Raw genomic sequence first — 20,922 nt, forward strand, 5'->3', positions numbered from 1 at the left:
ATCAATGCGCATTGCCCTGGTGGCGATAGTGATCGCTATCGGCTTTGGTCTTGGCTGGCTGGCCAGTCAGCAAACCATGCCGATGTCCGAGTCAGCCGGTTCTGGCAACCCTGCTGAGGAATCATCTGATAGTAAGCCCTTGTACTGGGTTGCACCCATGGATGCCAACTACCGCCGTGACAAGCCCGGCAAGTCTCCCATGGGAATGGATCTGGTGCCGGTTTACGCGGAGGAAAATGGCGGAAGGGACGACGGCGGGGTGAAGATAAGCTCCGCTGTCCGGGCCAATCTGGGGGTTAAAACTCAGGCGGTGTCCCGGGGTGCGGTTTCTGTCCCGGTCCGAACCGTGGGCTACGTCACCGACGATGAAGACCAATTGATCCACGTTCACAGCCGCATTGCCGGCTGGGTCGAGGTGCTGCACGTGCGCTCACTGGGGGAAGAGGTTAACCGTGGTGAGCCGCTGTATGAGATCTATTCACCGGAGTTGGTGAATGCCCAGCAGGAATTCCTGATGTCTGATCGCCTTAGGCGGGGGGCAGAGGCGACAGCGAGCGGCGGAAAGCTGCGCGCCCTGGGCATGACGGATAGCCAGATTGCCAACCTGAAAAAAACCGGAAAAGTGCGTGAACGCATCACCGTGTTTGCCCCCGGTTCTGGCTATGTGGCCGCCTTGCCCGCCCGTGCGGGTATGTACGTGCGCCCGGATACCGAAATCATGGCCATTGGCAGCCGCGATACGGTGTGGGTGATCGCCGAGTTTTTCGAACGTCAGTCCGGGCTGGTCATGGCCGGCCAGGCCGTTGAATTTGCCACACCATCCATGCCGGGCACCCGTTGGGAAGCCACCATTGATTACGTCTATCCGGAGCTGGATGCGAAGATGCGGACTCTGCGGGCTCGGGTGCGCGTCCCCAATCCCGATGGCGAACTGCGCCCCAACATGTTCGTGAATCTCACCATGGACGCTCCAATCGGTGAGGACCTGCTTACCATCCCGCGCCCGGCACTCATACAGCGAAGTGATAGTCAGCATGTGTTGCTGGTAGAGGGTGACGGCTACTTTCGTCCGGTACCGGTCAAGACCGGCCAGGAAGCCGGAGGACGGGTGGTCATTCGCGAGGGGCTGAAAGAAGGCCAGCAGGTGGTGGTGTCTGCCCAGTTCCTGATCGATTCAGAAACCAGCCTTGAGGCCGCCATGCTGCGACTGGAACCCGAGAAGCAGAACACTACCGGCATGACCGATACGGACAACTCTGCGCCCGAGCTGTTTGAAGCCACTGGCCGGATTACAGAGCTGGATACCGAGAATGCTTCAGTCACGTTGGATCACGGCCCGATAGCCGACCTTGGCTGGCCGGCCATGACGATGGCGTTTGATCTTGCCGAATCCGTCGAAACGGGTGCATTGGCCACCGATCAGACTGTCACCTTTGGATTCCGCGAGACGCCGGAAGGCTATCTCGTGGAACGCATCGAACCTGCGCAAGACGCGCAATAACCACTGGAGAAAACCATGAAACTGAAAACCCTGATGACGGCTGTTGTGTTCGGATTGTCTCTGGGGCCTGCTCTGGCCGCGGCCGATAACAACATGGGCTCGATGTCCGGCATGGACACCAAAGAGTCCGCTGGCCCGGTCCAGAGCCGGGGTGTGATCACCGCGATCAGCACCGAAAAACGCAAAGTAACACTGAGGCATGAGCCCATTCCTGAGCTGAACTGGCCGAGCATGACCATGGGCTTTTCCGTGGCTTCCGAGGTGGACCTGAACGGACTGAGCAAGGACGACGCCGTGGCCTTCACCCTGACGCCCGCTGGCAAGGGCCAGCAAGTGACTTCGATCAGTAAACAGTAGCGATAGCCCGGGGGCGGCCATTGTAGTCGCCCCCGGCCATCACCAAACCGGATTCAGCTCATGATTAACGCCATTATCCAGTGGTCGCTTCATAACCGTTTTTTTGTGTTGCTCGCCACCCTCATCCTGACGGGGTGGGGGTTCTACTCCGTCAGGGAAACACCCATTGACGCCATACCGGACCTGTCGGATGTGCAGGTAATCGTCAAAACCCCCTATCCGGGCCAGGCACCCCAGGTGGTGGAAGACCAGGTGACCTATCCCCTGACCACCGCCATGCTGTCGGTGCCGGGCGCCAAGACGGTTCGGGGTTATTCCTTCTTTGGCGATTCCTTTGTCTATGTGATTTTCGATGACAATACCGACCTGTACTGGGCTCGCTCCCGGGTACTGGAGTACCTGAGCCAGGTGGCCGGGCAATTGCCCGATGCCGCCAAACCAGAGCTGGGGCCGGATGCTACCGGCGTTGGCTGGGTATACTCCTACGCCCTGGTGGACCGCATCGGTCAGCATGATCTTTCGGAACTGCGGGCTATTCAGGACTGGTTCCTGAAGTTTGAATTGCAGACCGTGCCCGGTGTGTCCGAGGTGGCCAGCGTTGGCGGCATGGTCAAGCAATACCAGGTGGTGGTGAATCCGGACCGACTGAGAGCCCACAACATCACGCTGCAGCGCATTCATGCCGCCATCAACAGCGCCAACCAGGAAACCGGCGCCTCCGTGGTGGAGATGGCCGAGGCGGAATACATGGTACGGGTTACCGGCTATCTGCAGAACGAAGATGACCTGCGCCATGTACCTCTAGGTGTTAGCGATAACGGCAAGCCCTTGTTGCTGAAGGATGTGGCAGATATCCAGTTAGGGCCCCAGATACGTCGGGGTATCGCCGAACTGAATGGCGAAGGCGAGGTGGCCGGTGGCATCGTGGTAATGCGCTTCGGCGAAAACGCACTGGCAACCATTGAGGGGGTTAAACAACGGCTTGAGGATATCAAAGCCAGCCTCCCCGATGGCGTAGAAGTCGTGCCTACCTATGATCGCTCCACGCTGATCAACAACGCTGTGGACAACCTGTATGGGAAGCTGCTGCAGGAATTCCTGGTGGTCATCCTGATCTGCGCGGTATTCCTGTTTCACCTTCGCTCCTCTCTGGTGGTCATCGTCAGCCTGCCGGTGGGTATCCTCGCGGCGTTTGTGGTGATGCACGCCCAGGGCATTAACGCCAACATCATGTCCCTCGGTGGTATTGCCATTGCCATCGGCGCCATGGTGGACGGGGCCATAGTGATGGTGGAGAACGTCCATAAACACATGGAGCGAACCCCGCTGACACCGCAAAACCGATGGGCCGTCATGTCACGGGCCGCTGGTGAGGTGGGGCCGGCGCTGTTTTTCTCACTGATGATCATCACCGTGAGCTTTCTGCCGGTCTTCACCCTGGAAGCTCAGGAGGGCAAGCTCTTCGCGCCGCTGGCGTTCACCAAGACCTACGCCATGGCAGCCGCTGCGGGGCTGGCCATTACCCTGGTGCCGGTGCTGATGGGCTATTTCATTCGTGGCAAGGTATTGCCTGAGCATCGCAACCCCATCAACCGACTGCTGATCGCCCTGTACCGACCGATTATCGGCTGGGCTTTGCGACGGCCGGCATTGATGCTTGCCGGAGGCCTGGTGGTGCTGATCATCGGCTTCTGGCCGGCCAACAAGCTGGGCAGTGAATTCATGCCGCCTCTGGATGAGGGGGATCTGATGTATATGCCCACCACCTATCCCGGCATTTCCATTGGCAAGGCCCGGCAGATTCTGCAACAGACCGACAAGCTGATTGCCAGTATTCCGGAAGTGGAGACCGTGTTCGGCAAAATCGGCCGCGCCGATACGGCCACCGATCCTGCCCCGCTGACCATGATTGAAACCTTTATCCAGTTCAAACCAAGGGACCAGTGGCGACCCGGCGTGACGCCGGAATCCCTGCGCCGGGAACTGGACAGGACCGTCCGACTTCCGGGCCTCACTAACGCCTGGGTCATGCCCATCAAAACCCGCATTGACATGCTCTCCACCGGCATCAAGACCCCGGTGGGCATCAAGGTGGCCGGCCCTGACTTGGCAGTGATCCAGGGTATAGGGGAAGAGCTCGAGCGGGTGTTGACTGACATACCCGGCACAGCCTCAGCGTTTTCAGAGCGGGTGGCCGGAGGACGTTATATCAAGGTGGATATACAGCGCGAGGCTGCCGCTCGTTTCGGGCTGAATATCGCAGACATTCAATCGGTCGTACGCACCGCGATTGGCGGCATGAACGTGGCCAGCACGGTGGAGGGTCTGGAGCGCTATCCCATCAATCTGCGCTATCCCCAGGGTTACCGGGATTCGGTGAAGCAGATGCGCCTGCTGCCGATGGTGACACCCAACGGCCAGCGTATCGCGCTGGCGGATGTGGCGGATATCCGGATCGACAAGGGGCCGCCCATGATCAAGTCGGAAAACGCCCGTATCAATGGCTGGACTCTAGTGGATATCGAGGGCCGGGATCTGGGCAGTTGGGTAAGGGAGGCGCAGTCCGTGGTGCAGAAACAGATCGATCTGCCCGCCGGCTATTCTCTGGCCTGGTCCGGCCAATATGAGTACATGCAGCGTGCCAAGGAACGCCTGACGCTGGTGGTCCCGCTGACCTTGGCGATCATCATCATCCTGTTGTACCTGAACTTCCGCAACCTGACAGAGGTGGGCATTATCCTCGGCACCCTGCCATTCGGCATGATCGGCGGAATCTGGCTGATGTATCTGCTGGGTTACAACCTGTCCGTGGCTGTGGCCGTCGGTTTTATTGCCCTGGCCGGAGTCGCGGTGGAAATCGGTGTACTGATGCTGGTGTACCTGAACCAGTCCCTGCACAACGCTTTGGAGACCGTTGATCATCAGCCCGGGAAACTGTCGGCTGATGCCCTGCGCCAGGCCATCAGCCACGGGGCTGCGCAACGGGTGCGTCCGATCATGATGACCTTCGCGGCCATTGTAGCTGGCCTGGTGCCCATCATGCTGGGTAGTGGCACCGGCTCGGAAGTAATGCAACGCATCGCCGGCCCGATGATCGGTGGCATGGTCACCACGTTGATCCTGACCCTGCTGCTGATTCCGGTGATTTTCTATCTCTGGCAGCGCACCCGTTTGAAAAAGCTTGCCCAAAAAGGAGCGATCCAATGATTCGACGCCTTGGAATTCAGGCAACTCTGGCGGCATTCATCGCACTTTCGATGCCGGCTGTGGCAGAAACCCGTGAAACGTTGGAGCAATGGATTGCGGAGGCGCTGGCCAACAACGCCTCCCTGAGTGCGCAGCAGGCCGCAATCGAGGCAGCGGAGGCGGACGTGGAAGGTTCAGATGCCTGGGCTGACCCTGTCGTCAAGTACGGCATTGCACCCGAAACGCTTGAAGGTCCCAATATGGTCGGGCACCGATTTGAAGTCAGTCAAAAACTGCCGTGGCCGGATCAGCTATCGGCGTCCCGTGGCGCCTCGGAGGCGGGCGTGCGTGCTGCAAGACAGGACACCCTGTGGCAGACAAGGAAACTGACCGCCTCCGTTAAGGAGGCCTATGCCCGCTTATGGTATTCGGCCCAGGCTATTGAGTTGCATCACGAGACCCGCGCCCTGGTGGAACAATTAGCGGACATAACCCGGCAAAGACTGGAATACGGCGAAGGTACCCAGAGCGAGTTGCTCAGGATAGAAACGGAACTGGATACTCTGGATGCGCAACTGGTTGAGCTTCAGGCTGAACAGGGTCGCCTCTCCGCCAGCCTGATTCCTTTATTGGGGCGTCGCCCGCAACCATCCGAGCTGGTGTTGCCCGTGCCTCCCCGCATGCCAATGGTGGCGGATATCCCCGTGGAAACCGATCACCCACTGGTTCAGGCCGCAGAGGCACGAACTGCAAAAGCCCAGGCCCGGCTGGATGCAGCGGAAGCCGACCGCAGGCCCACATTTACAGCCAGTGCAGGCTACAACAGCCTGTGGGCTGACGAAAGCAAGCGCTGGATGGTGGGCGTGGGCATTCAGATTCCGTTCAGCGGGCAACGACAGAACAGTGCCGTTCGCAGGGCCGCGGCCGAAGTCTCTCAGCGACAGTGGCAAACCACTCAGGCCCACCGCGATTTGCTGGCGTCAATTGGTGATGTAAAGGCGTCCGTTCAGGCAGGCTACGGCCGCCTTGAAATTCTTGATCAGCGACATCTTCCCAACCAGAGCGCCCATTGGGAAGCCAGCCTGAACGAGCTGGCCAGCGGCACTGGCAGACTGGAAGATGCCATCAACAGCGCAAGACAGCTCACTGGCGTAAAGCTCACCCGGGAAGCGGTCATTCGCGACCTGTTTAGTGCCAGGGCTCGCTACGAAGCCCTGAAAATCACCGGTGTATCAAACTAAAAGGAGATTAACCATGAAACTATTTTTGGTCGTGCTATCCACACTGATTCTGTTACCCGGGGTTGCGCTAGCGGCCCCCGAGAGTGGGTTCTGGGAGGCGTGCAATTCCATGATGTCTGGCATGGGCTGGATGATGCTGCCCATGATGATTATGCCGCTACTGCTGATCACGCTACTGGTGTTGGGCATCTTGGCACTGATCAAATACCTGCGAAATCGGTAAGCCCGGAGTTTAGTCAGGGCATAAAAAAACCGGGTTGAATTCGGGATATGGAAAGCCTTATGGGTTAATAGCTTTCCATTTCTCAACCCGGTTGTCGGCAAAATTCACGCTCCACACCGCTCCATCACGGCCAACGTCAACCGCCATCGCTGTGTGGCCGGGGTTCTCAGGTGGCGTTCCGAATGCGGTGAGATAGTCGCCCCGAGCGGTGAATTTCTGGATCCGGTCATTGTAGAAGTCGGCCACAAAGACCTCACCGTTGGGCCCCAGGGCGATGGACGTTGTGGTTGTGAACCAGCCTTTGAACGGCCCGTAAAGGCCGATGGCGAAGGGGCCTCCCCACTTGCGCAGAAAGTCGCCCGTCGTATCGAAGGCCTGGACACGATTACCATAGCCATCGGCCACGTAGAGAGTCCCATCCTTGCCCAGCGCCACGTCGGTGGGATAGGTAAACTCGCCGGCACCCCTGCCAGTCTTCCCGGTTGTTCCCCACTGTTTGACGAATGAGCCATCCGCTTTCAGATGTTGCACACGGTGATTGTAGAAATCGACCACGAACAGATCACCGTTGTCCGCTACGGCAACACCGCCCGGCGCATTGAACTGGCCGGGGCCCTTGCCGGGGCTGCCAATGGCACTCAGCGGCTCGCCAGCCAGGCTGAATACCTGAATCCGGTCGTTCATGTACTCGGGCACGTAGAGTTTGTCGTCGTGAATGGTCAGGTTCATGGGGCGCCCGAGCTCACCGATCCCATCGCCGGGTGTACCGAATTCACGCTTGAAGTGCCCCTGGTGATCGAAAACCTGAATGCGCCCGTTGCGGGCATCGGACACGAACACTTCGGTATCCGTTACGGCAATGCCCGTCGGGTCATCAAACTGCCCCGGGCCACTGCCTTTTTCACCCCAGGCAAGATTTAGCGAGTAGGGCGGTTCCTGGTTCCAGTTGATGGCTCCGCCCGCGCAGCCAAGCAGGGTGAGTGCTGCCACCAGCCCGAGCGTACTGTAGGCCAGCCATTTACCAACGTTTCTCATAATGTCCTCAACCCCTAGAAATTGCGGCGAAAGCCAACGCGTACAATGTAATCGTCCTGAATGGCATCACCATTGGGATCTTCGGCCACCGGCAGTTGTACCGTGCCCTCGACGACCCACCGCCGGGTGATGTATTGCACGCCCGGCGCCAGCAGCCATTGGGTACCACCGGAGTTGGCATCGGTACCACCGTCAATCTCGTTGCGCTCGCGGTGAACGAGGCTGGATTCTAGCAGGGCGTAGGTAAAGCCGGGCGTGCCGGAGATGCCTTTAAGGCTGAACGGCCAGATCCGGTATTGCAGTGAGGCGTCGAGGCGGGTCTCGTCGCCGTGGGCGAAGCCGTCGTGGCGCCCGTTTTCGCGGTAAAGTAACTGCGCGTCCATTTGGTACTGCAGAGTCTGATAGGTGGCTACCACGCCGCCAAACCCATCCCAGGCTCCGTCACCAACCTGCAATGGGCGTGGCAGTTCGCCGAAACGATCGCGGTCGTCACTGTCCCCGGTTGGTGCAGTGAGCCCGAAAATCGGCGCGACCCGGAAGGTGCCACCGGTGAAGTCGTCCTGGTAAACCGTGTAACGCCCGAACAGCGAGACGTCGCCGATGCCGCCGGTATCGCGCTCAATCCGGCCCATGGGTGTGGTGACGTCCAGTGCCTTGTTGAAAAAGTAAGGGACGACACCGAACACCGCCAGCTTCGAGGTTATGCCATAACCGAGTACGCTGCCCAGAGCCTGGACCGAGACTTCGCGATCCATGGGCCCACCATCGGAACGCTCTCGTAAGACCAGTTGCTCCCGCCAGATGGTTTCACCCTGCGGCACCGGCAGAGCCGTGTTAAAGGTGTTGGGTGCAGCTTGTGCCGCAGGCACACCGGTCAGTGCCAGGGCACCGACCAGCAGGAACAAGCCGACTGTATGGTTGTTATTGCACATCGCTGCCTCCTGTTTCGCCTTCGACCTCTGAATAGGAGCGCAGCGTGAAGCCGGCCTCCTCGACAGCCTGACGTGCCCGCTCCTCAGAGAAAGGCTTGCCCTCCTGAAGGGTGACACGCACCGTACTTTTTCCGACGTCCACCTCCACGCCGGTGACGCCATCCACTTTATTCAGACGTTTCTCGATGCCATAGGCACAGAAGGGACAGGCCAGGCCGTCCACGCCCAATACGTAGTGTTTGTCGGCGGCCAGCGCGGCAACGCTGAACACCAACGCTGCTAACATCAGGAACCATTTTTTAAACATGACGAATCCTCTTTTCAGGGGGTAGCTTACAAACGAGTTGGTCAATTATTCACGCTCGCGACCGTATCGAAAAACAGGGCCGGGCGTTGCCACAGTGAATTAATGAAAATGGCTGTGACGCTGGCTGCCATGGCCACCATCGCCCAGACCGGATAAATCAGCCCCGTGCTGGCCAGCGGAATACCGATACCGTTGAACAGAAAGGCCAGGCTGACGTTCTGGAGCATTTTGCGATAGCCCCAACGGCTGATGTCTATTGCCGTCACCACGGCGTCCACCCGGCTGTTGAGGATGATAATATCGGCGGCATCAATGGCGATGTCGGTGCCGCCTCCCATGGCGATACCCACGTCCGCCTGCATCAGGGCAGGGGCGTCATTGATGCCGTCGCCGACCATGGCGACTCGCTGGCTTCGCTGCATCGTTCGCAGTTGGTCCGCCTTTTGTTCGGGCAGCACGCCAGCATGCACTTCATCGATACCGGCCTGTTGCGCGATGTGGTGGGCGGTGCGTTCGTTATCGCCAGTCAACAGGGCGGTGCGGATGCCCATCGACTGTAAGCTGGCTATGGTGTCGGCGGCATCAGGTCGCAGAGCGTCACCGAGTGCGATGGTGCCCAACAAAGTGCCGTCGCGGGCCACCACGATTACCGTATGGCCCTGCGCCTCGTCGGCTTCCACGGCATCGGCAACGGATGTCATCTCCACGCCGGCCGCTTCGGCAAAACGCGGGCTGCCCACCAATACCTGTTTGCCATTCACCTGCGCGGTGACACCACGGCCGGATTCCGCCTGAAAATCGGCGATCTCCGGGAAGTCCACATTTCTTTCAAGTGCCGCTTCAACGACGGCCCTCCCCAGCGGGTGCTCCGAGACCGCCTCCACGGCTGCAGCCAGCGCCAGCAGCGCATCGTCGTTGCCATCCACACTGTACAGAGAGCGCACAGCGGGGCGGCCCTCGGTGAGAGTGCCGGTTTTGTCGAACACCACCTTGTTCACTTTGCGTAGGGCCTGAAAAGCCTCGCCGGTGCGCATCAGTACGCCCTTGTCCGCAGCTTCTCCTGCGCCACGTACGATGGATAGGGGTGCTGAGATGCCCACGGCGCAAGGGTAACCCATGACCAGCACGGTCAAGGCGGCAAAAACGGCTCGTTCGAGGCCCGGCTCGCCGCCAATCAGTTCGGGACCGACCGACCAGAAGCCAAAGGCGAGGGCCGATATGATCAGCACGGCCGGCGTATAGATCCGCAGTACGCGATCCACCAGGTGCAGCAATCCCGGCTTGAGTGCGCGTGCATCCTCGATGCTGCTGATCACTTGCTGGAGAAAGCTTTCGCTGCCGATGGCCGTTACCTGCAGAAGAAGGGTGCCGGAGCCGTTGATGGCGCCGCCCACGACGGTATCGCCAGTGGTTTTCTCCACCGGTAGCGGCTCGCCCGTGATCAGGGACTCGTCCACGGCCGAACCGCCTTCAACCACCTCTCCGTCCAAGGGAATGCGTTCTCCAGGCCTAATACGTACCCGCATACCAACCTCAACCTGGTCTGCGAGCATGTCACGCTCACCGTCCTCGGTGACGACGCGCGCCGTCTCCGGCTGCAGGTCCAGCAACCGCTTGACCGATTGCGAGCTGCGGGTCTTGACGATCAGCGACAGCCATTCGGAGAACAGATGATAGGTCAGTACCATGACGGAGACGGCGAAAAACGCCGCCGTGGGATAACCTTCGGGCGATGCGATCAGGCCGATGGCGCCCCCGGTCAGCCCTGCGAAGGCACCGATTTCCACCAGTACGTGCTGGTTGAGGATGCCACGGCGCAACGCCTGAAAGGCCATGTTCAACATTTGCCGTGCCACGCCAAACACCATGCCCAGTGCCAGCGCACCGACGGCCAACGGCTCATAGCCGCCCAAAACGCCGGCGGTGCGTAGCGCGAGGAATGCCAGTCCGCCAGCCGCCAACAGAGCCGTGCCCGTGAGCGCGGCTGACCTACCCTGGCCGCGCAGCACCGCGAAGCCGAACAGAACCAAGCTGACGTAAACCACTGCGGAAAGCCCGAAGGTCCAGGCCGAGGTAAAATCAACGATCAGTCCGACCGCTGCCAGGCTCATGGCCAGGGCGACGACAAACCGATTGCGTTCAATCGCCAGCGCTTGCTCCTGGCGTTCGAACGGTTCCACCTTGCGCGGGTCGCTCAGGGTGTAGCCGATCTGCTGCAAGGTACCCATCAGAACCTCGGCGCTGTTCTCCCGAGAGTCGAACTCCACCAGCGCCTGCTCGTGAGTCAGGCTCACTGCAACCCGACGCACGCCGGATTTCTTGCCCAGCGCGCTTTCAATAGTGCCCGTACACAGCGAGCAGTGCAGTCCACCGATATGAGCCTTGACCCGTTGAATGTCGGGGTCCGCCGTTGATTCCAGACTCCAGGGCTGGGTATCGTCGTCAGCGGTTGTCACTGCTGTGTTCATGATGCATCCCCTTGATGAAATGAAGTCACATTTCAAGGGTAGGCCCCGTACCAAGATACGGAGTCAAGTGGTCGCAAACATCAGCTTCTTACTCGAGGAGAAAGACTGTCGAAGAGGGAGGGTTTATGGGCCTGCTGGTCTATGCCAGCGCCAGCCAAAAGGTCCAGGCGCCCAGCACAACCATTATGGCGCCGGTCCAGCGGGGCATACGCCCCGCGAGCCGAGTGAGTTGTTCAAGCCAACGACGGCCGCGGGCGGTAAAAACAATGAACAGCAGAGGGGCGGAAAACGCCAGCCCGAACACCATCAGGGTTGACGCACCAAAGATAACAGCGCCATCCGTTGCACCCCGGGCAGCGGCGTCGCCGAGCAGCACCGCAAGCAAGGGAGCCGCGCAGGCCGGCACGTTCAAACCAAACACCACGCCTAACGCGGGCCCCCCAGGGATGCGGATAATGCGTGGCAGAAACCGGTTCACCAGCGAAATAAACCACGACGTGCCACCACTCAGGTAGAGTAGCCCGACCACTACATAAAGACTCCCGAGCACAGCCCAGAGCCCTTGCTGCAACCCGGTGAAAGCGGTTCCAACGAAGACGGCAATCACGCCAAGCACGGCCATCAAAGAGGCCCGCGTCAGGGCAAAAAGCAGTGTGTGAGCAATCTTCATCCGCTGTGATAAGCCCTCGAGGTAACGGATGAACAATAAGTGACTGCCTACGGAACAGGGCTCAATAAAGGCCAGTAGCCCGAGGCCGGTGGCCAGAGGCAAAGCAACTGAAAATTCCAAGAGGCTACTCGGTCGTCTTCATGATGTTTGCAGAATAGCCCGCACCGCGTACGGCCTCTGCAAGTTGCTCGTCCGAAATCATCGATTCGTCAACCGCCACTCTGGCTTCACCGCTTTTATGGGAGACAGAACACCCCTTTACACCTGTTTGCTGTTCGAGAACATGGCGGACAATTTCCTCGCACCCGTTGCAATGCATGCCACCGATTGAAAGCCTGATTGTCTGCATGTCTATCTCCTCACTTATTGTCAGCCTGCTATCAGGCCCCGAACTCTGCTCCAGCGCATCAAATATCGAGCAGCACTGCAACGGACCTTGACCGGGACAACGGTCTACAAGTGCCGCAAGTCCTTGGCGGATTTGTCGTAACTGGTCAATCTTCTGGTCAACATCGTTCAGCTTTGCTAGCGCCCGCTGGCGTACATCACTTGCGTCTGCCTGGTTACTGTCTGCATCACGCAACCCGAGCAGTTCAGCGATCTCACGCAGGGAGAAGCCCAGCTCTTGCGCACGGCGAATAAAATGTAATCGCCTTACCGTGGCGTCCGAGTAAATCCGATAGCCACCTTCCCTGGGACGTGGCGGCTGTTCAATGAGCTTGCGGCGTTCGTAAAAACGAATTGTCTCGACACCGACACCCACCACGTCAGCTACTTTGCCAATGGTCATGTCAGTCATGGCGGCATCCTCACCTCACGAATTCTCAGCTCACATTAGTGCCCGTACCACGGTACGGGGTCAAGAGTGCTGAATATTCTACAGGAGTGAAGGGCTTGACTCCGTAGCTGGCTACGGAAGTATGTTGAAGATAGTCAGCAAAGTCGTGAAAGGAACCATCGTAATGTCAGAGTTGAAATCAGAGTCCAAATCCGGTCGTGGGTCGTTAATCGCAGGCGGGGTCGCAGCAGTGCTCGCATCGGCCTGCTGTCTTGGCCCTCTGGTCCTGATCGCCCTTGGTGTTTCCGGTGCCTGGATTGGCAATCTTGCCGCTCTGGAGCCCTACCGGCCGTGGTTCATTGGTGCTGCTCTGGTGGCGATGGTCTTTGCCTGGCGTCGGATATACCGGCCTGCGCAGGATTGCCAACCGGGCGAGGTCTGCGCAGTACCGCAAGTGCGCACCGCTTACAAGATCACCTTCTGGATCGTCGCGCTGCTCATACTGACCGCGTTGGCGTTCCCTTTCGTCTTACCGCTATTTTACTGAGAGGCAATGCACCATGAGAAAGTCCCTGATCACTGCCGTACTGTTCACGCTGTTCAGCCTGCCTGCCTTGGCGGCGCAAAAAACGGTGACCTTGTCGGTTCCCGGAATGACTTGTTCGGCTTGCCCGATCACCGTCAAAGCCGCTCTCAAGAGGGTTGGTGGGGTGAGTTCTGTCCAGGTCCGCTATGAGGAGCGTGATGCGACGGTTACCTTCGACGATGAGAAAACCTCCGTTGAAGCATTAACTCAGGCCACAACCAACGCGGGCTACCCGTCCACACTGAAACAGACTGAGGGGAAACAGGAGTAGTCATGAAAAATCCCAAGACCCTGTTGCGAGCGAGTGTTATTGGCACGGTCGTAGTCGCGCTGTGCTGTTTCACGCCGGTTTTGGTGGTTGTATTTGGGGCCGTCGGCCTGGCTGCGTTGACTGGATACCTGGATTACGTGCTGTTTCCCGCACTTGCATTTTTCATCGGCCTGACCTGTTACGCCCTATGGCGCAAAAAGAAATACGACGCCTGCTGCAATAGTTCATCCGTTAGGGAGTGATGTTTATGAGTAACAATGACCTGGACATTGCCGTGATTGGCAGTGGTGGTAGTGCCATGGCCGCCGCCTTGAAATCAGCGGAACGTGGAGCCCGGGTGACGCTGATTGAACGCGGCACCCTTGGTGGCACCTGCGTCAATATCGGCTGTGTGCCCTCGAAGATCATGATCCGCGCCGCCCGCATTGCCCATTTGCGCCGCCGCAGTCCGTTCGACGAGGGCATTGCGGCGGTCGAGCCTTTTATTGACCGGCCCCGGTTGCTGGCTCAGCAACAGGCCCGGGTCGATGAGCTTCGTCACGCGAAGTATGAGGGGATTCTCGAAGACAATCCGGCCATTACGGTCTTGCGGGGTGAGGCTCGGTTTATCGAAGCCAATACATTGCAGGTTACCGGAGCTGACGGCACGGAAAGCAAAGTATGCTTTGACAGAGCGTTCATTGGTAGCGGTGCGCGGCCAGCCATTCCTCCGGTTCCGGGCCTGTCCGATACGCCGTACTGGACGTCCACCACGGCACTGGCCAGCGACACCATTCCAGACCGGCTGACTGTCATCGGGGCGTCCGTCGTGGCAGTGGAGCTGGCACAGGCGTTTGCCCGGCTGGGCAGTGAGGTGACCATCCTGGCGCGTAGCCGGCTGTTTTCCCGTGAAGACCCGGCTGTTGGCGAGGCCATTGAAACCGCGTTCCAGGCCGAGGGTATCAAGGTTCTGAATAACACGCAGGCGAGCCAGATCAGCTATACCAATGAGGAGTTCGTTCTCGCCACGAACGCGGGGGAGCTGCGGGCCGATCGGCTGCTGGTGGCCGTGGGACGCACACCGAACACAGACAGACTGAACCTGGAGGCTATCGGCGTCGAGACTGCCCGCGGGGCGATTTTAGTCGATGACTGTCTGCGTACCACCGTGCCCGACATCTATGCTGCTGGGGACTGCACCGACCAGCCGCAGTTCGTTTATGTCGCCGCTGCCGGTGGCAGTCGGGCAGCGGTCAATATGACCGGTGGCGATGCGCGGCTGGATCTCAGTGCCATGCCTGAGGTGGTCTTTACCGATCCGCAGATTGCGACCGTCGGTTTGTCTGAAGCCGACGCCGAGGTAAGAGGCTTCGTCACTGACAGCCGTACCCTCACCCTCGACAACGTGCCAAGGGCACTGGTCAATTTTGATACCGGAGGCTTCATCAAAATGGTCGCGGAACGTGAAAGCGGGCGGTTACTGGGTGTGCAGTCCGTGGCGGGTGAGGCCGGCGAACTGATCCAGACCGCGGTGATGGCGCTTCGTGCGCGCATGACCGTCAACGATATTGCCGATGAGCTGTTCCCGTACCTGACGATGGTAGAAGGTTTGAAACTGTGCGCTCAAACCTTTACCAAGGATGTCAAACAACTATCCTGCTGTGCAGGATAAGGTAAGGCAGCCCATGGTTTGCATGGGCAAATGCTCTATTAGTGACCTTGTTTGATGAAGTAAACTAATGCCGTAGTCAACTACGGAGTAAGCCCGCATGGTGAATAAAGTAAATCCACTGACCATCGGGGGGCTCGCCAAGGCGACCGGTGTCCATGTCGAGACCATTCGCTATTACCAACGGCGGGGCCTGTTATCGGAGCCCCAGCGCCCTCCTGGTGGGATCAGACGCTATGGTTCTGCCGATATCGATCGATTGACGTTCGTGAAATCGGCGCAGAACCTGGGCTTCAGTCTCGATGAGATTATCGACCTACTTCGGCTGGAAGATGGTGCCCACTGCCAGGAAGCCAGTGTCCTGGCCGAGCACAAACTGCAGTCTGTGCGTGGAAAGATCAAAAATCTGGAGAGGATTGAGAGTGTTCTGAGCGATATGGTCGCCCGATGCCATGAACAAAAAGGGGACATTGCCTGCCCTCTCATTGCGTCATTGCACACCGGGATCAGCAAAGCCCCAGAGGTTTGAGGGAAATCGTTATTGAGATTCTAAAAGCGGGGCACCTCCCTTTCTAAAACATTAGCCGAGCCCTCCCAGAACAGGAAATGTGGATAGCATCCAGGTAGCAAATCGGGTCATCTGGCCGGTTAATACCATCACGCCCATCACAATTAACACCAAACCAGCGAAACCTCTCAATGGCCTGCTCCAACGGCTGAGCCCGCGTACTCGCTTGCGAAAATGTTCAATGAACAACGCAGTTCCAAGGAATGGCAGCGCCAGCCCCAACGAATACAAGGCGAGATACAGCATCCCTGTTTCAGCACTGGCGTGTGTAGAGCTCAGAGCCAGAATGGCGCCAAGTATGGGGCCGATACAGGGCGTCCATCCGACGGCAAAGGCCACACCCAGCACAAAGGCTGCCGTCGGCCGCCCACCTTCGAGTGTTTGCCCCAGTCGCCAGTCGCGTTGCAGCGCGGGCATACTCCACCAACCCAGCATGAACAGCCCCATCAGCACAATCAGTGCGCCTGCCACCAGATTGGCTTCCCGGCGATAGGCCATCAGCCATTGGCCCAGGAGGCTGGCGCTTGCACCGAGCGCGACGAAAACCAGGCTAAACCCCAGTACAAAACAGAGGCTCAGCCAAAAAGCCTTCAGTCGGTTCGAGGTGTCACTCACCGCCCCGCCGGTAACCACGGACAAATAGCCGGGCACCAGGGGGAGAGTACAGGGGGAGAAGAAGGACACAAGGCCGCCGATAAATGCGGCCAGAGTGCCCCAGGTTGCGAGGTCCGGCATATCAGAACTCGTATCGTTTGACGCTTTGAACCTTGCCGTCGGCGGTAAATGCCATCACGTCATAGTTGTCCTGTCTGCCTGTTTCCATGCCTGGTGTGCCATGGGGCATGCCAGGGACGGCGAGGCCGAGTGTCTTGTCGCCGAAAGGCTGAGAGGGTGATTCCAGGTAGGCCTTGATGTCGTCCGCTGGAACATGACCCTCGATCACCACGCCGTCGATAATGCCCGTATGGCAGGATGCCATGTCTCGAGGGACCTGGTGCTGAATCTTGATTTCGTTAATGTTGTTGGTGTTCTCAATGCTCACTTCAAATCCATTGCGTTCAAGGTGTTCCGCCCAGTCGGCACAGCACGAGCAATTGGGGCTCTTATAGACCGTTATGGCATTAGCGGTTTTACCAGACACGCCGTTTTCGGTCGTGGGCTCAGAAGCTTGAAGCTCAAATCCAATAGCAAATGCGCTCACAAGAAACGCGATTGAGCCTGCGGCGATAGAAGCTTTCATAATGTGTTCCTGTAAAAAATTGAGTAGGGCTGGTGCCTTATTATTGACGCGGCACCAGCCAAGTACGTGTGTCTGATTACTGGCGGGTACTGTCCGGTGACACCTGGTCATGACCTTGCATCATTTCCATGCAAGCAGCCTGCATCGCGGAGCGGTCCTCGACGGACATTGAGGTCATCATGTCCATCATGTGTGCCATGCCCCCCATTGCCTCCATTTGTTCGCCCATCATGCCCATGCCTTGCTGTTCGGGCTTGTGAGCAAAAGCGGAAACGCTGGCGATAGTGGCTGCAAGAACAACAGCCGCACCGGCCATTCTCAATATAGACGTTCTCATCGTAATCTCCTTATGGGCAGGTCTGGGCTCGTGTAAGCGTTGCCAGAGCTGCTTTTGTATATGAACGGATACTAAAGACCGAGTTTTGTTGCCCGGCCATAACCCCATAGCGGTTCAGGAGAGCGAATCAGGTGGAGGAGTGAGAACATCGGCAATAGGACTTTGATAGTCCGCACTGGTCGGTGCGGCACGAAAATAGGCGGTAGGCTGGATGAGTGGAACGGAGGTCGCGGCCGCGATCGTATACAGCGGCATGAGAGGGCATTGTGCTGCGATCCGTAAACAACTCGTTTTCTCAGGACTGCCGCAGTTCATCGGTGTTTTCGCATGGCCTGCTTTTGCATCATCCGCAGAAATGAGAATCGACCCGTGGCAATGAGTTCCACTGTTGGTTGCGTCGACGGCTGTATTTATTGTCACGCCGGCAATCCCCTGTGACAGGGAGCCGATAAATAGAAAAATAATCAGCAATGCTGCGGTGACGTTGCGGAGAAGCATTGTTCGTTCCGGATCAACTTTCGAGCTTAAACTTTAAAACCTTTGAGCAGCTCATACGTCAAGCGCTGGGCATAGTTTTATTTGGCCAATGCGAACAAACTGTGATTCCAAGAATACGGAGGAATACAAGGGAGAGGAAGAATGGCGGGCCTAACTGGACTCGATCAAACGACCACATAAAGCCAGCATATGCGCAGTTACGTTGACGCATTGTTGATAGTGTCGAACTCCCGTGATTATTTTTCGCCAAACGTATGAACCTAACCTAGCGCATAGGTAAGGGGTGCCAAAGTACACCTTTACAAAGCGGATCCGACTTGGATAGTCTCTGATACCAACTATCGACGCCAATGAGAGCAGACGTGGTTCTGAACCGTTTCAAATTTTCCACAGGCAAGGGTCTTTTGGTAGTGACTGTGCTGTCACTGCTAATGCTCTTTCGTGCGGTTTGGGCTTCAGATCAGAGCGTCCACGAGGCTTCACAGAGCCTTTCTCTCGCAGAATTTGTCGAGAATCATGGTCATATCCATCCGTCTTCTCTGGATCACCTTCATATTTACACTCCGGAAATTTCGGACCAAGATCATCTGATACTCCATGCACTTGGCGCAGTTGAAAAGCACGTGCCTCTGGATCTGGCCGCGTTGCCTCTTTCCCATAGGCAGGACAAACCTGCTCTTCAAAGAACGCCGTCTCCTCTGCCTGAGCAGACGTCCGCACTCTATCGCCCTCCGAAAGTCTGAAAATTTTGCTGAGTATTGACGCGAAAGCGTTTGTATAAAAATTCAGTCGATATTTCGGAGTTAACCGATGAATCATATGCCGTTTCCACGCTTTTCAGGCGTGGGCGCAGGCGTGCGCTGGCTATCCCTTTTGGCGGTAGCCCTTGTTAGCCTAATTCTTTCTCCATTGCTTTATGCTCATGGCGTTGAAGAAGGCGACGCCACGTTTATAGAGCAAGCCAGTGGGGCACAATTACTGCCCTTTATCTATCTCGGTGCCAAGCACATGGTCACCGGCTATGACCACCTCCTGTTCCTGGCAGGTGTCATATTCTTCCTTTACCGAATGAAGGACGTGGGTATCTACGTCACTCTGTTTGCGGTTGGGCACAGTGTCACTCTTCTCTACGGTGTTCTCAGCGAGACCAACGTTAACGCCTATTTGGTGGATGCCATTATCGGCTTCTCCGTGGTCTATAAGGCCTTGGATAACCTCGGTGCTTTTCGACGCTGGTTTGGTTTCCAGCCGAATACCAAGGCTGCGGTTCTGGTTTTCGGATTTTTCCATGGATTTGGTCTGGCCACGAAGCTCCAGGACTTCACTCTTTCAGAGGATGGGTTGGTCGCCAATATTCTTGCGTTCAACGTCGGTGTGGAGATTGGCCAGTTGCTGGCTTTGGGCATCATCCTGATTGCCATGAATTTCTGGCGCAGAGCTGATGTTTTCCCTCGTCAGGCACTTGCAGCCAACGTCCTACTAATGAGCGCCGGATTCGTGCTGATGGGTTATCAGTTGACCGGCCTTTACACCGTTTCCTGAGGAGATAAGCCATGCAAGACATTTCCAACATGAATCGTGAGGGACTTCCTTCCTCAAAAAGCCTTTTTAAAGCGACTGGCGTAGCCCTGGTTATAGGGCTCGTTGTTCTGATCACAACCATCCTTCCTGCGGAATACGGCATTGATCCCACGGGGCTTGGCCAGACGATGGGACTAACCGTGCTCAACCAGGCGAACGCTGCAGAGTCAGCGTCGACTGAAACCGCACCGGCTTCATCGGGCAATATGCTTGCACTGCCAGCGGGCCCTGTCTGGAAAGCTTCAGGGAGGCTGAGTTCTGATTCCACAATCGTTACCTTGAAACCGAACGAAGGGTTGGAAGTAAAAGCCACAATGAACGAGGGTGATCGCATGGTTTTCAACTGGACTACTGAGGGCGGTCCCGTGAACTTCGATATGCATGGTGAGCGATTCAATGATGGCGACAACTTCACCAGTTACTGGCAGGGCCGAAACAGGCCGTCTGCCAGTGGCGCATTCGAGGCACCGTTCGACGGTACCCACGGATGGTATTGGAAAAACAACGGAGACAAAACGGTCACTGTTGTTCTTGAAACTAGCGGTTTCTACAACGGTATCACGAAAAAGTAATCCAACTATTTGCACTAAGGAGTTATCTCATGAAAAAAATCTTAAGCTCAATCATGGTCGTTATTGCCCTGTCTTTTTCGGGCTATGCCCTTGCAGGGGCGGGGCACAGCCATGGCGTTTCCGAGCCTGTTTCAAAAGACCAGGCCACTCAGAAAGCAGCCGGGGTCATAAAGCAACTTGTTAATTCAGAGCAAATTGCCTCGACCTGGGCAAATGTGCCTAGTGGTGCAGTTGAGCAGCGATCTACGTCAGCGGGTAAATTGTGGGTAGTACAATTTGCGAATCCCGACGCCGTCGAAGAGGGCAAGGCGAATGTGTTTGTTTTTGTGGATGAGTTTGGCAATCCGATTGGCGCCAACCATTCCGGCGAACTGTAAAACCTGAGGAAGACCAAAGGCTCGCGAACCACGCGTTTGCGGGCCTTTATCTGTTTGTTTGAATCAAAGTTATGAGAATGCCGTGGTCGGTACGCTGTTCGTATCCTCGCGGTTGCTTGTAATACGCCTATAGCTGTTGGAGGGTGAGTCTGGTGCCTTAGGAGATGAATCAGGAAGTACGGCCAATCTTAACGTGCGATTCAGTGGAAATAAGTTCGGATAACCAAAGGGTAGTGATGGCGCGTTTCGTTGTAGCTAGCTATTTTCCGGTTAGCTTTTTTCTGCCGGTTTATTGAAGTCTCTTATCCAGCAGTATGCGGATCTGTTGGTCTGGTTTGTGCTGTCAGGCTTGTGGAGGAGATCGTATAACGTCGTTGACACCAGGTTTAGGAGCCGGGTTAGGGGATAACGTAACTCTCTGAAATATGGTGGGCCCAGCTGGACTCGAACCAGCGACCAAGGGATTATGAGAGCCTTGTGGTGGTCTTTGTGGCTCCACATAAAACCACAATAGCTGCCGAATTAATTAGTTACGCTGATACGACA

24 protein-coding genes are annotated in these 20,922 nt (G+C 57.2%); 13 read left to right on the forward strand and 11 right to left on the reverse strand.

Annotated features, from left to right (window positions below):
* Positions 1-4 precede the first annotated feature (4 nt).
* Genes FCS96_RS10885 through FCS96_RS10905 form a run of 5 tightly spaced genes read left to right on the forward strand, consistent with a single transcriptional unit; the run spans position 5 to position 6,508 of the window.
* On the forward strand, positions 5-1,501 hold the full coding sequence (locus tag FCS96_RS10885; RefSeq protein ID WP_138440356.1) for an efflux RND transporter periplasmic adaptor subunit: 1,497 nt from the start codon (positions 5-7) through the stop codon (positions 1,499-1,501).
* A gap of 15 nt (positions 1,502-1,516) precedes the next feature.
* Complete coding sequence (locus tag FCS96_RS10890) at positions 1,517-1,858, forward strand: copper-binding protein (protein WP_138440357.1); 342 nt, start codon at positions 1,517-1,519, stop codon at positions 1,856-1,858.
* A 60-nt stretch (positions 1,859-1,918) separates the two neighbouring features.
* Positions 1,919-5,065, forward strand: a complete 3,147-nt coding sequence (locus tag FCS96_RS10895) for an efflux RND transporter permease subunit (RefSeq protein WP_138440358.1) — start codon at positions 1,919-1,921, stop codon at positions 5,063-5,065.
* Positions 5,062-6,285: a TolC family protein gene (locus tag FCS96_RS10900; RefSeq protein ID WP_138440359.1), complete on the forward strand. Its 1,224-nt coding sequence runs from the start codon at positions 5,062-5,064 to the stop codon at positions 6,283-6,285. Before FCS96_RS10895 ends, FCS96_RS10900 begins: the two co-directional genes overlap by 4 nt.
* 13 nt (positions 6,286-6,298) lie before the next feature.
* Positions 6,299-6,508 (forward strand): hypothetical protein, encoded by a 210-nt coding sequence (locus FCS96_RS10905; protein WP_138440360.1) that lies wholly within the window; start codon positions 6,299-6,301, stop codon positions 6,506-6,508.
* Between the two features lie 57 nt (positions 6,509-6,565).
* Here the strand turns inward: FCS96_RS10905 and FCS96_RS10910 are convergent, their stop codons facing one another.
* The 6 genes from FCS96_RS10910 to FCS96_RS10935 all read right to left on the reverse strand — a co-directional run bounded on the left by FCS96_RS10910 (position 6,566) and on the right by FCS96_RS10935 (position 12,719).
* Positions 6,566-7,543 (reverse strand): NHL repeat-containing protein, encoded by a 978-nt coding sequence (locus FCS96_RS10910; RefSeq protein WP_138440361.1) that lies wholly within the window; start codon positions 7,541-7,543, stop codon positions 6,566-6,568.
* A 14-nt stretch (positions 7,544-7,557) separates the two neighbouring features.
* Entirely contained in the window at positions 7,558-8,475 is a 918-nt protein-coding gene (locus tag FCS96_RS10915) for a transporter family protein (RefSeq protein ID WP_138440362.1), read from the reverse strand.
* Complete coding sequence (locus FCS96_RS10920) at positions 8,465-8,782, reverse strand: heavy-metal-associated domain-containing protein (protein WP_138440363.1); 318 nt, start codon at positions 8,780-8,782, stop codon at positions 8,465-8,467. Before FCS96_RS10920 ends, FCS96_RS10915 begins: the two co-directional genes overlap by 11 nt.
* A 41-nt stretch (positions 8,783-8,823) precedes the next feature.
* The gene (locus FCS96_RS10925) at positions 8,824-11,250 is read right to left on the reverse strand and encodes a heavy metal translocating P-type ATPase (protein ID WP_138440364.1); all 2,427 of its coding nucleotides are present in this window, start codon (positions 11,248-11,250) and stop codon (positions 8,824-8,826) included.
* Positions 11,251-11,389: 139 nt separating this feature from the next.
* Positions 11,390-12,040: a cytochrome c biogenesis CcdA family protein gene (locus FCS96_RS10930; protein ID WP_138440365.1), complete on the reverse strand. Its 651-nt coding sequence runs from the start codon at positions 12,038-12,040 to the stop codon at positions 11,390-11,392.
* Between the two features lie 4 nt (positions 12,041-12,044).
* Complete coding sequence (locus FCS96_RS10935) at positions 12,045-12,719, reverse strand: MerR family DNA-binding protein (protein ID WP_138440366.1); 675 nt, start codon at positions 12,717-12,719, stop codon at positions 12,045-12,047.
* A 163-nt stretch (positions 12,720-12,882) separates the two neighbouring features.
* On the opposite strand from FCS96_RS10935, the gene merT reads away from it, so the two are divergent.
* The 5 genes from merT to merR all read left to right on the forward strand — a co-directional run bounded on the left by merT (position 12,883) and on the right by merR (position 15,732).
* Positions 12,883-13,245: a mercuric ion transporter MerT gene (gene merT / locus FCS96_RS10940; RefSeq protein ID WP_138440367.1), complete on the forward strand. Its 363-nt coding sequence runs from the start codon at positions 12,883-12,885 to the stop codon at positions 13,243-13,245.
* Positions 13,246-13,258: 13 nt separating this feature from the next.
* Positions 13,259-13,555: a mercury resistance system periplasmic binding protein MerP gene (gene merP, locus FCS96_RS10945; protein WP_138440368.1), complete on the forward strand. Its 297-nt coding sequence runs from the start codon at positions 13,259-13,261 to the stop codon at positions 13,553-13,555.
* A gap of 2 nt (positions 13,556-13,557) precedes the next feature.
* Positions 13,558-13,797, forward strand: coding sequence for a mercury resistance system transport protein MerF (gene merF, locus FCS96_RS10950; protein ID WP_138440369.1), 240 nt, complete (start codon positions 13,558-13,560; stop codon positions 13,795-13,797).
* A 5-nt stretch (positions 13,798-13,802) separates the two neighbouring features.
* Positions 13,803-15,206, forward strand: a complete 1,404-nt coding sequence (gene merA, locus FCS96_RS10955; RefSeq protein WP_138440370.1) for a mercury(II) reductase — start codon at positions 13,803-13,805, stop codon at positions 15,204-15,206.
* 97 nt (positions 15,207-15,303) lie between these two features.
* Positions 15,304-15,732, forward strand: coding sequence for an Hg(II)-responsive transcriptional regulator (merR, locus tag FCS96_RS10960; RefSeq protein WP_138440371.1), 429 nt, complete (start codon positions 15,304-15,306; stop codon positions 15,730-15,732).
* Between the two features lie 51 nt (positions 15,733-15,783).
* Here merR and FCS96_RS10965 read toward each other — a convergent pair whose 3' ends face one another.
* From FCS96_RS10965 to FCS96_RS10985, 5 genes are all read right to left on the reverse strand, one after another.
* Positions 15,784-16,506 carry a cytochrome c biogenesis CcdA family protein gene (locus tag FCS96_RS10965; RefSeq protein WP_138440372.1) on the reverse strand — a complete coding sequence of 241 codons (723 nt, stop codon included), beginning with the start codon at positions 16,504-16,506 and terminating at the stop codon, positions 15,784-15,786.
* A 1-nt stretch (position 16,507) separates the two neighbouring features.
* Entirely contained in the window at positions 16,508-17,011 is a 504-nt protein-coding gene (locus FCS96_RS10970; protein WP_138440373.1) for a DUF411 domain-containing protein, read from the reverse strand.
* A 76-nt stretch (positions 17,012-17,087) separates the two neighbouring features.
* Positions 17,088-17,348 (reverse strand): hypothetical protein, encoded by a 261-nt coding sequence (locus FCS96_RS10975; protein ID WP_138440374.1) that lies wholly within the window; start codon positions 17,346-17,348, stop codon positions 17,088-17,090.
* 114 nt (positions 17,349-17,462) lie between these two features.
* Positions 17,463-17,846: a hypothetical protein gene (locus tag FCS96_RS10980; protein WP_138440375.1), complete on the reverse strand. Its 384-nt coding sequence runs from the start codon at positions 17,844-17,846 to the stop codon at positions 17,463-17,465.
* A 378-nt stretch (positions 17,847-18,224) separates the two neighbouring features.
* Positions 18,225-18,665: a hypothetical protein gene (locus FCS96_RS10985; RefSeq protein ID WP_138440376.1), complete on the reverse strand. Its 441-nt coding sequence runs from the start codon at positions 18,663-18,665 to the stop codon at positions 18,225-18,227.
* Here FCS96_RS10985 and FCS96_RS10990 point away from each other — a divergent pair.
* Genes FCS96_RS10990 through FCS96_RS11000 form a run of 3 tightly spaced genes read left to right on the forward strand, consistent with a single transcriptional unit; the run spans position 18,657 to position 20,376 of the window.
* Positions 18,657-19,388 (forward strand): HupE/UreJ family protein, encoded by a 732-nt coding sequence (locus FCS96_RS10990; RefSeq protein WP_138440377.1) that lies wholly within the window; start codon positions 18,657-18,659, stop codon positions 19,386-19,388. The genes FCS96_RS10985 and FCS96_RS10990 overlap by 9 nt on opposite strands.
* An 11-nt stretch (positions 19,389-19,399) precedes the next feature.
* A complete protein-coding gene (locus FCS96_RS10995) occupies positions 19,400-19,999 on the forward strand; it encodes a hypothetical protein (protein ID WP_138440378.1) in 600 nt (199 codons plus the stop codon).
* 29 nt (positions 20,000-20,028) lie between these two features.
* Positions 20,029-20,376, forward strand: coding sequence for a DUF6488 family protein (locus FCS96_RS11000; RefSeq protein WP_138440379.1), 348 nt, complete (start codon positions 20,029-20,031; stop codon positions 20,374-20,376).
* Positions 20,377-20,922: the final 546 nt, after the last annotated feature.

Source organism: Marinobacter alexandrii (genome assembly GCF_005871205.1).
Taxonomy (GTDB): Bacteria; Pseudomonadota; Gammaproteobacteria; order Pseudomonadales; family Oleiphilaceae; genus Marinobacter; species Marinobacter alexandrii.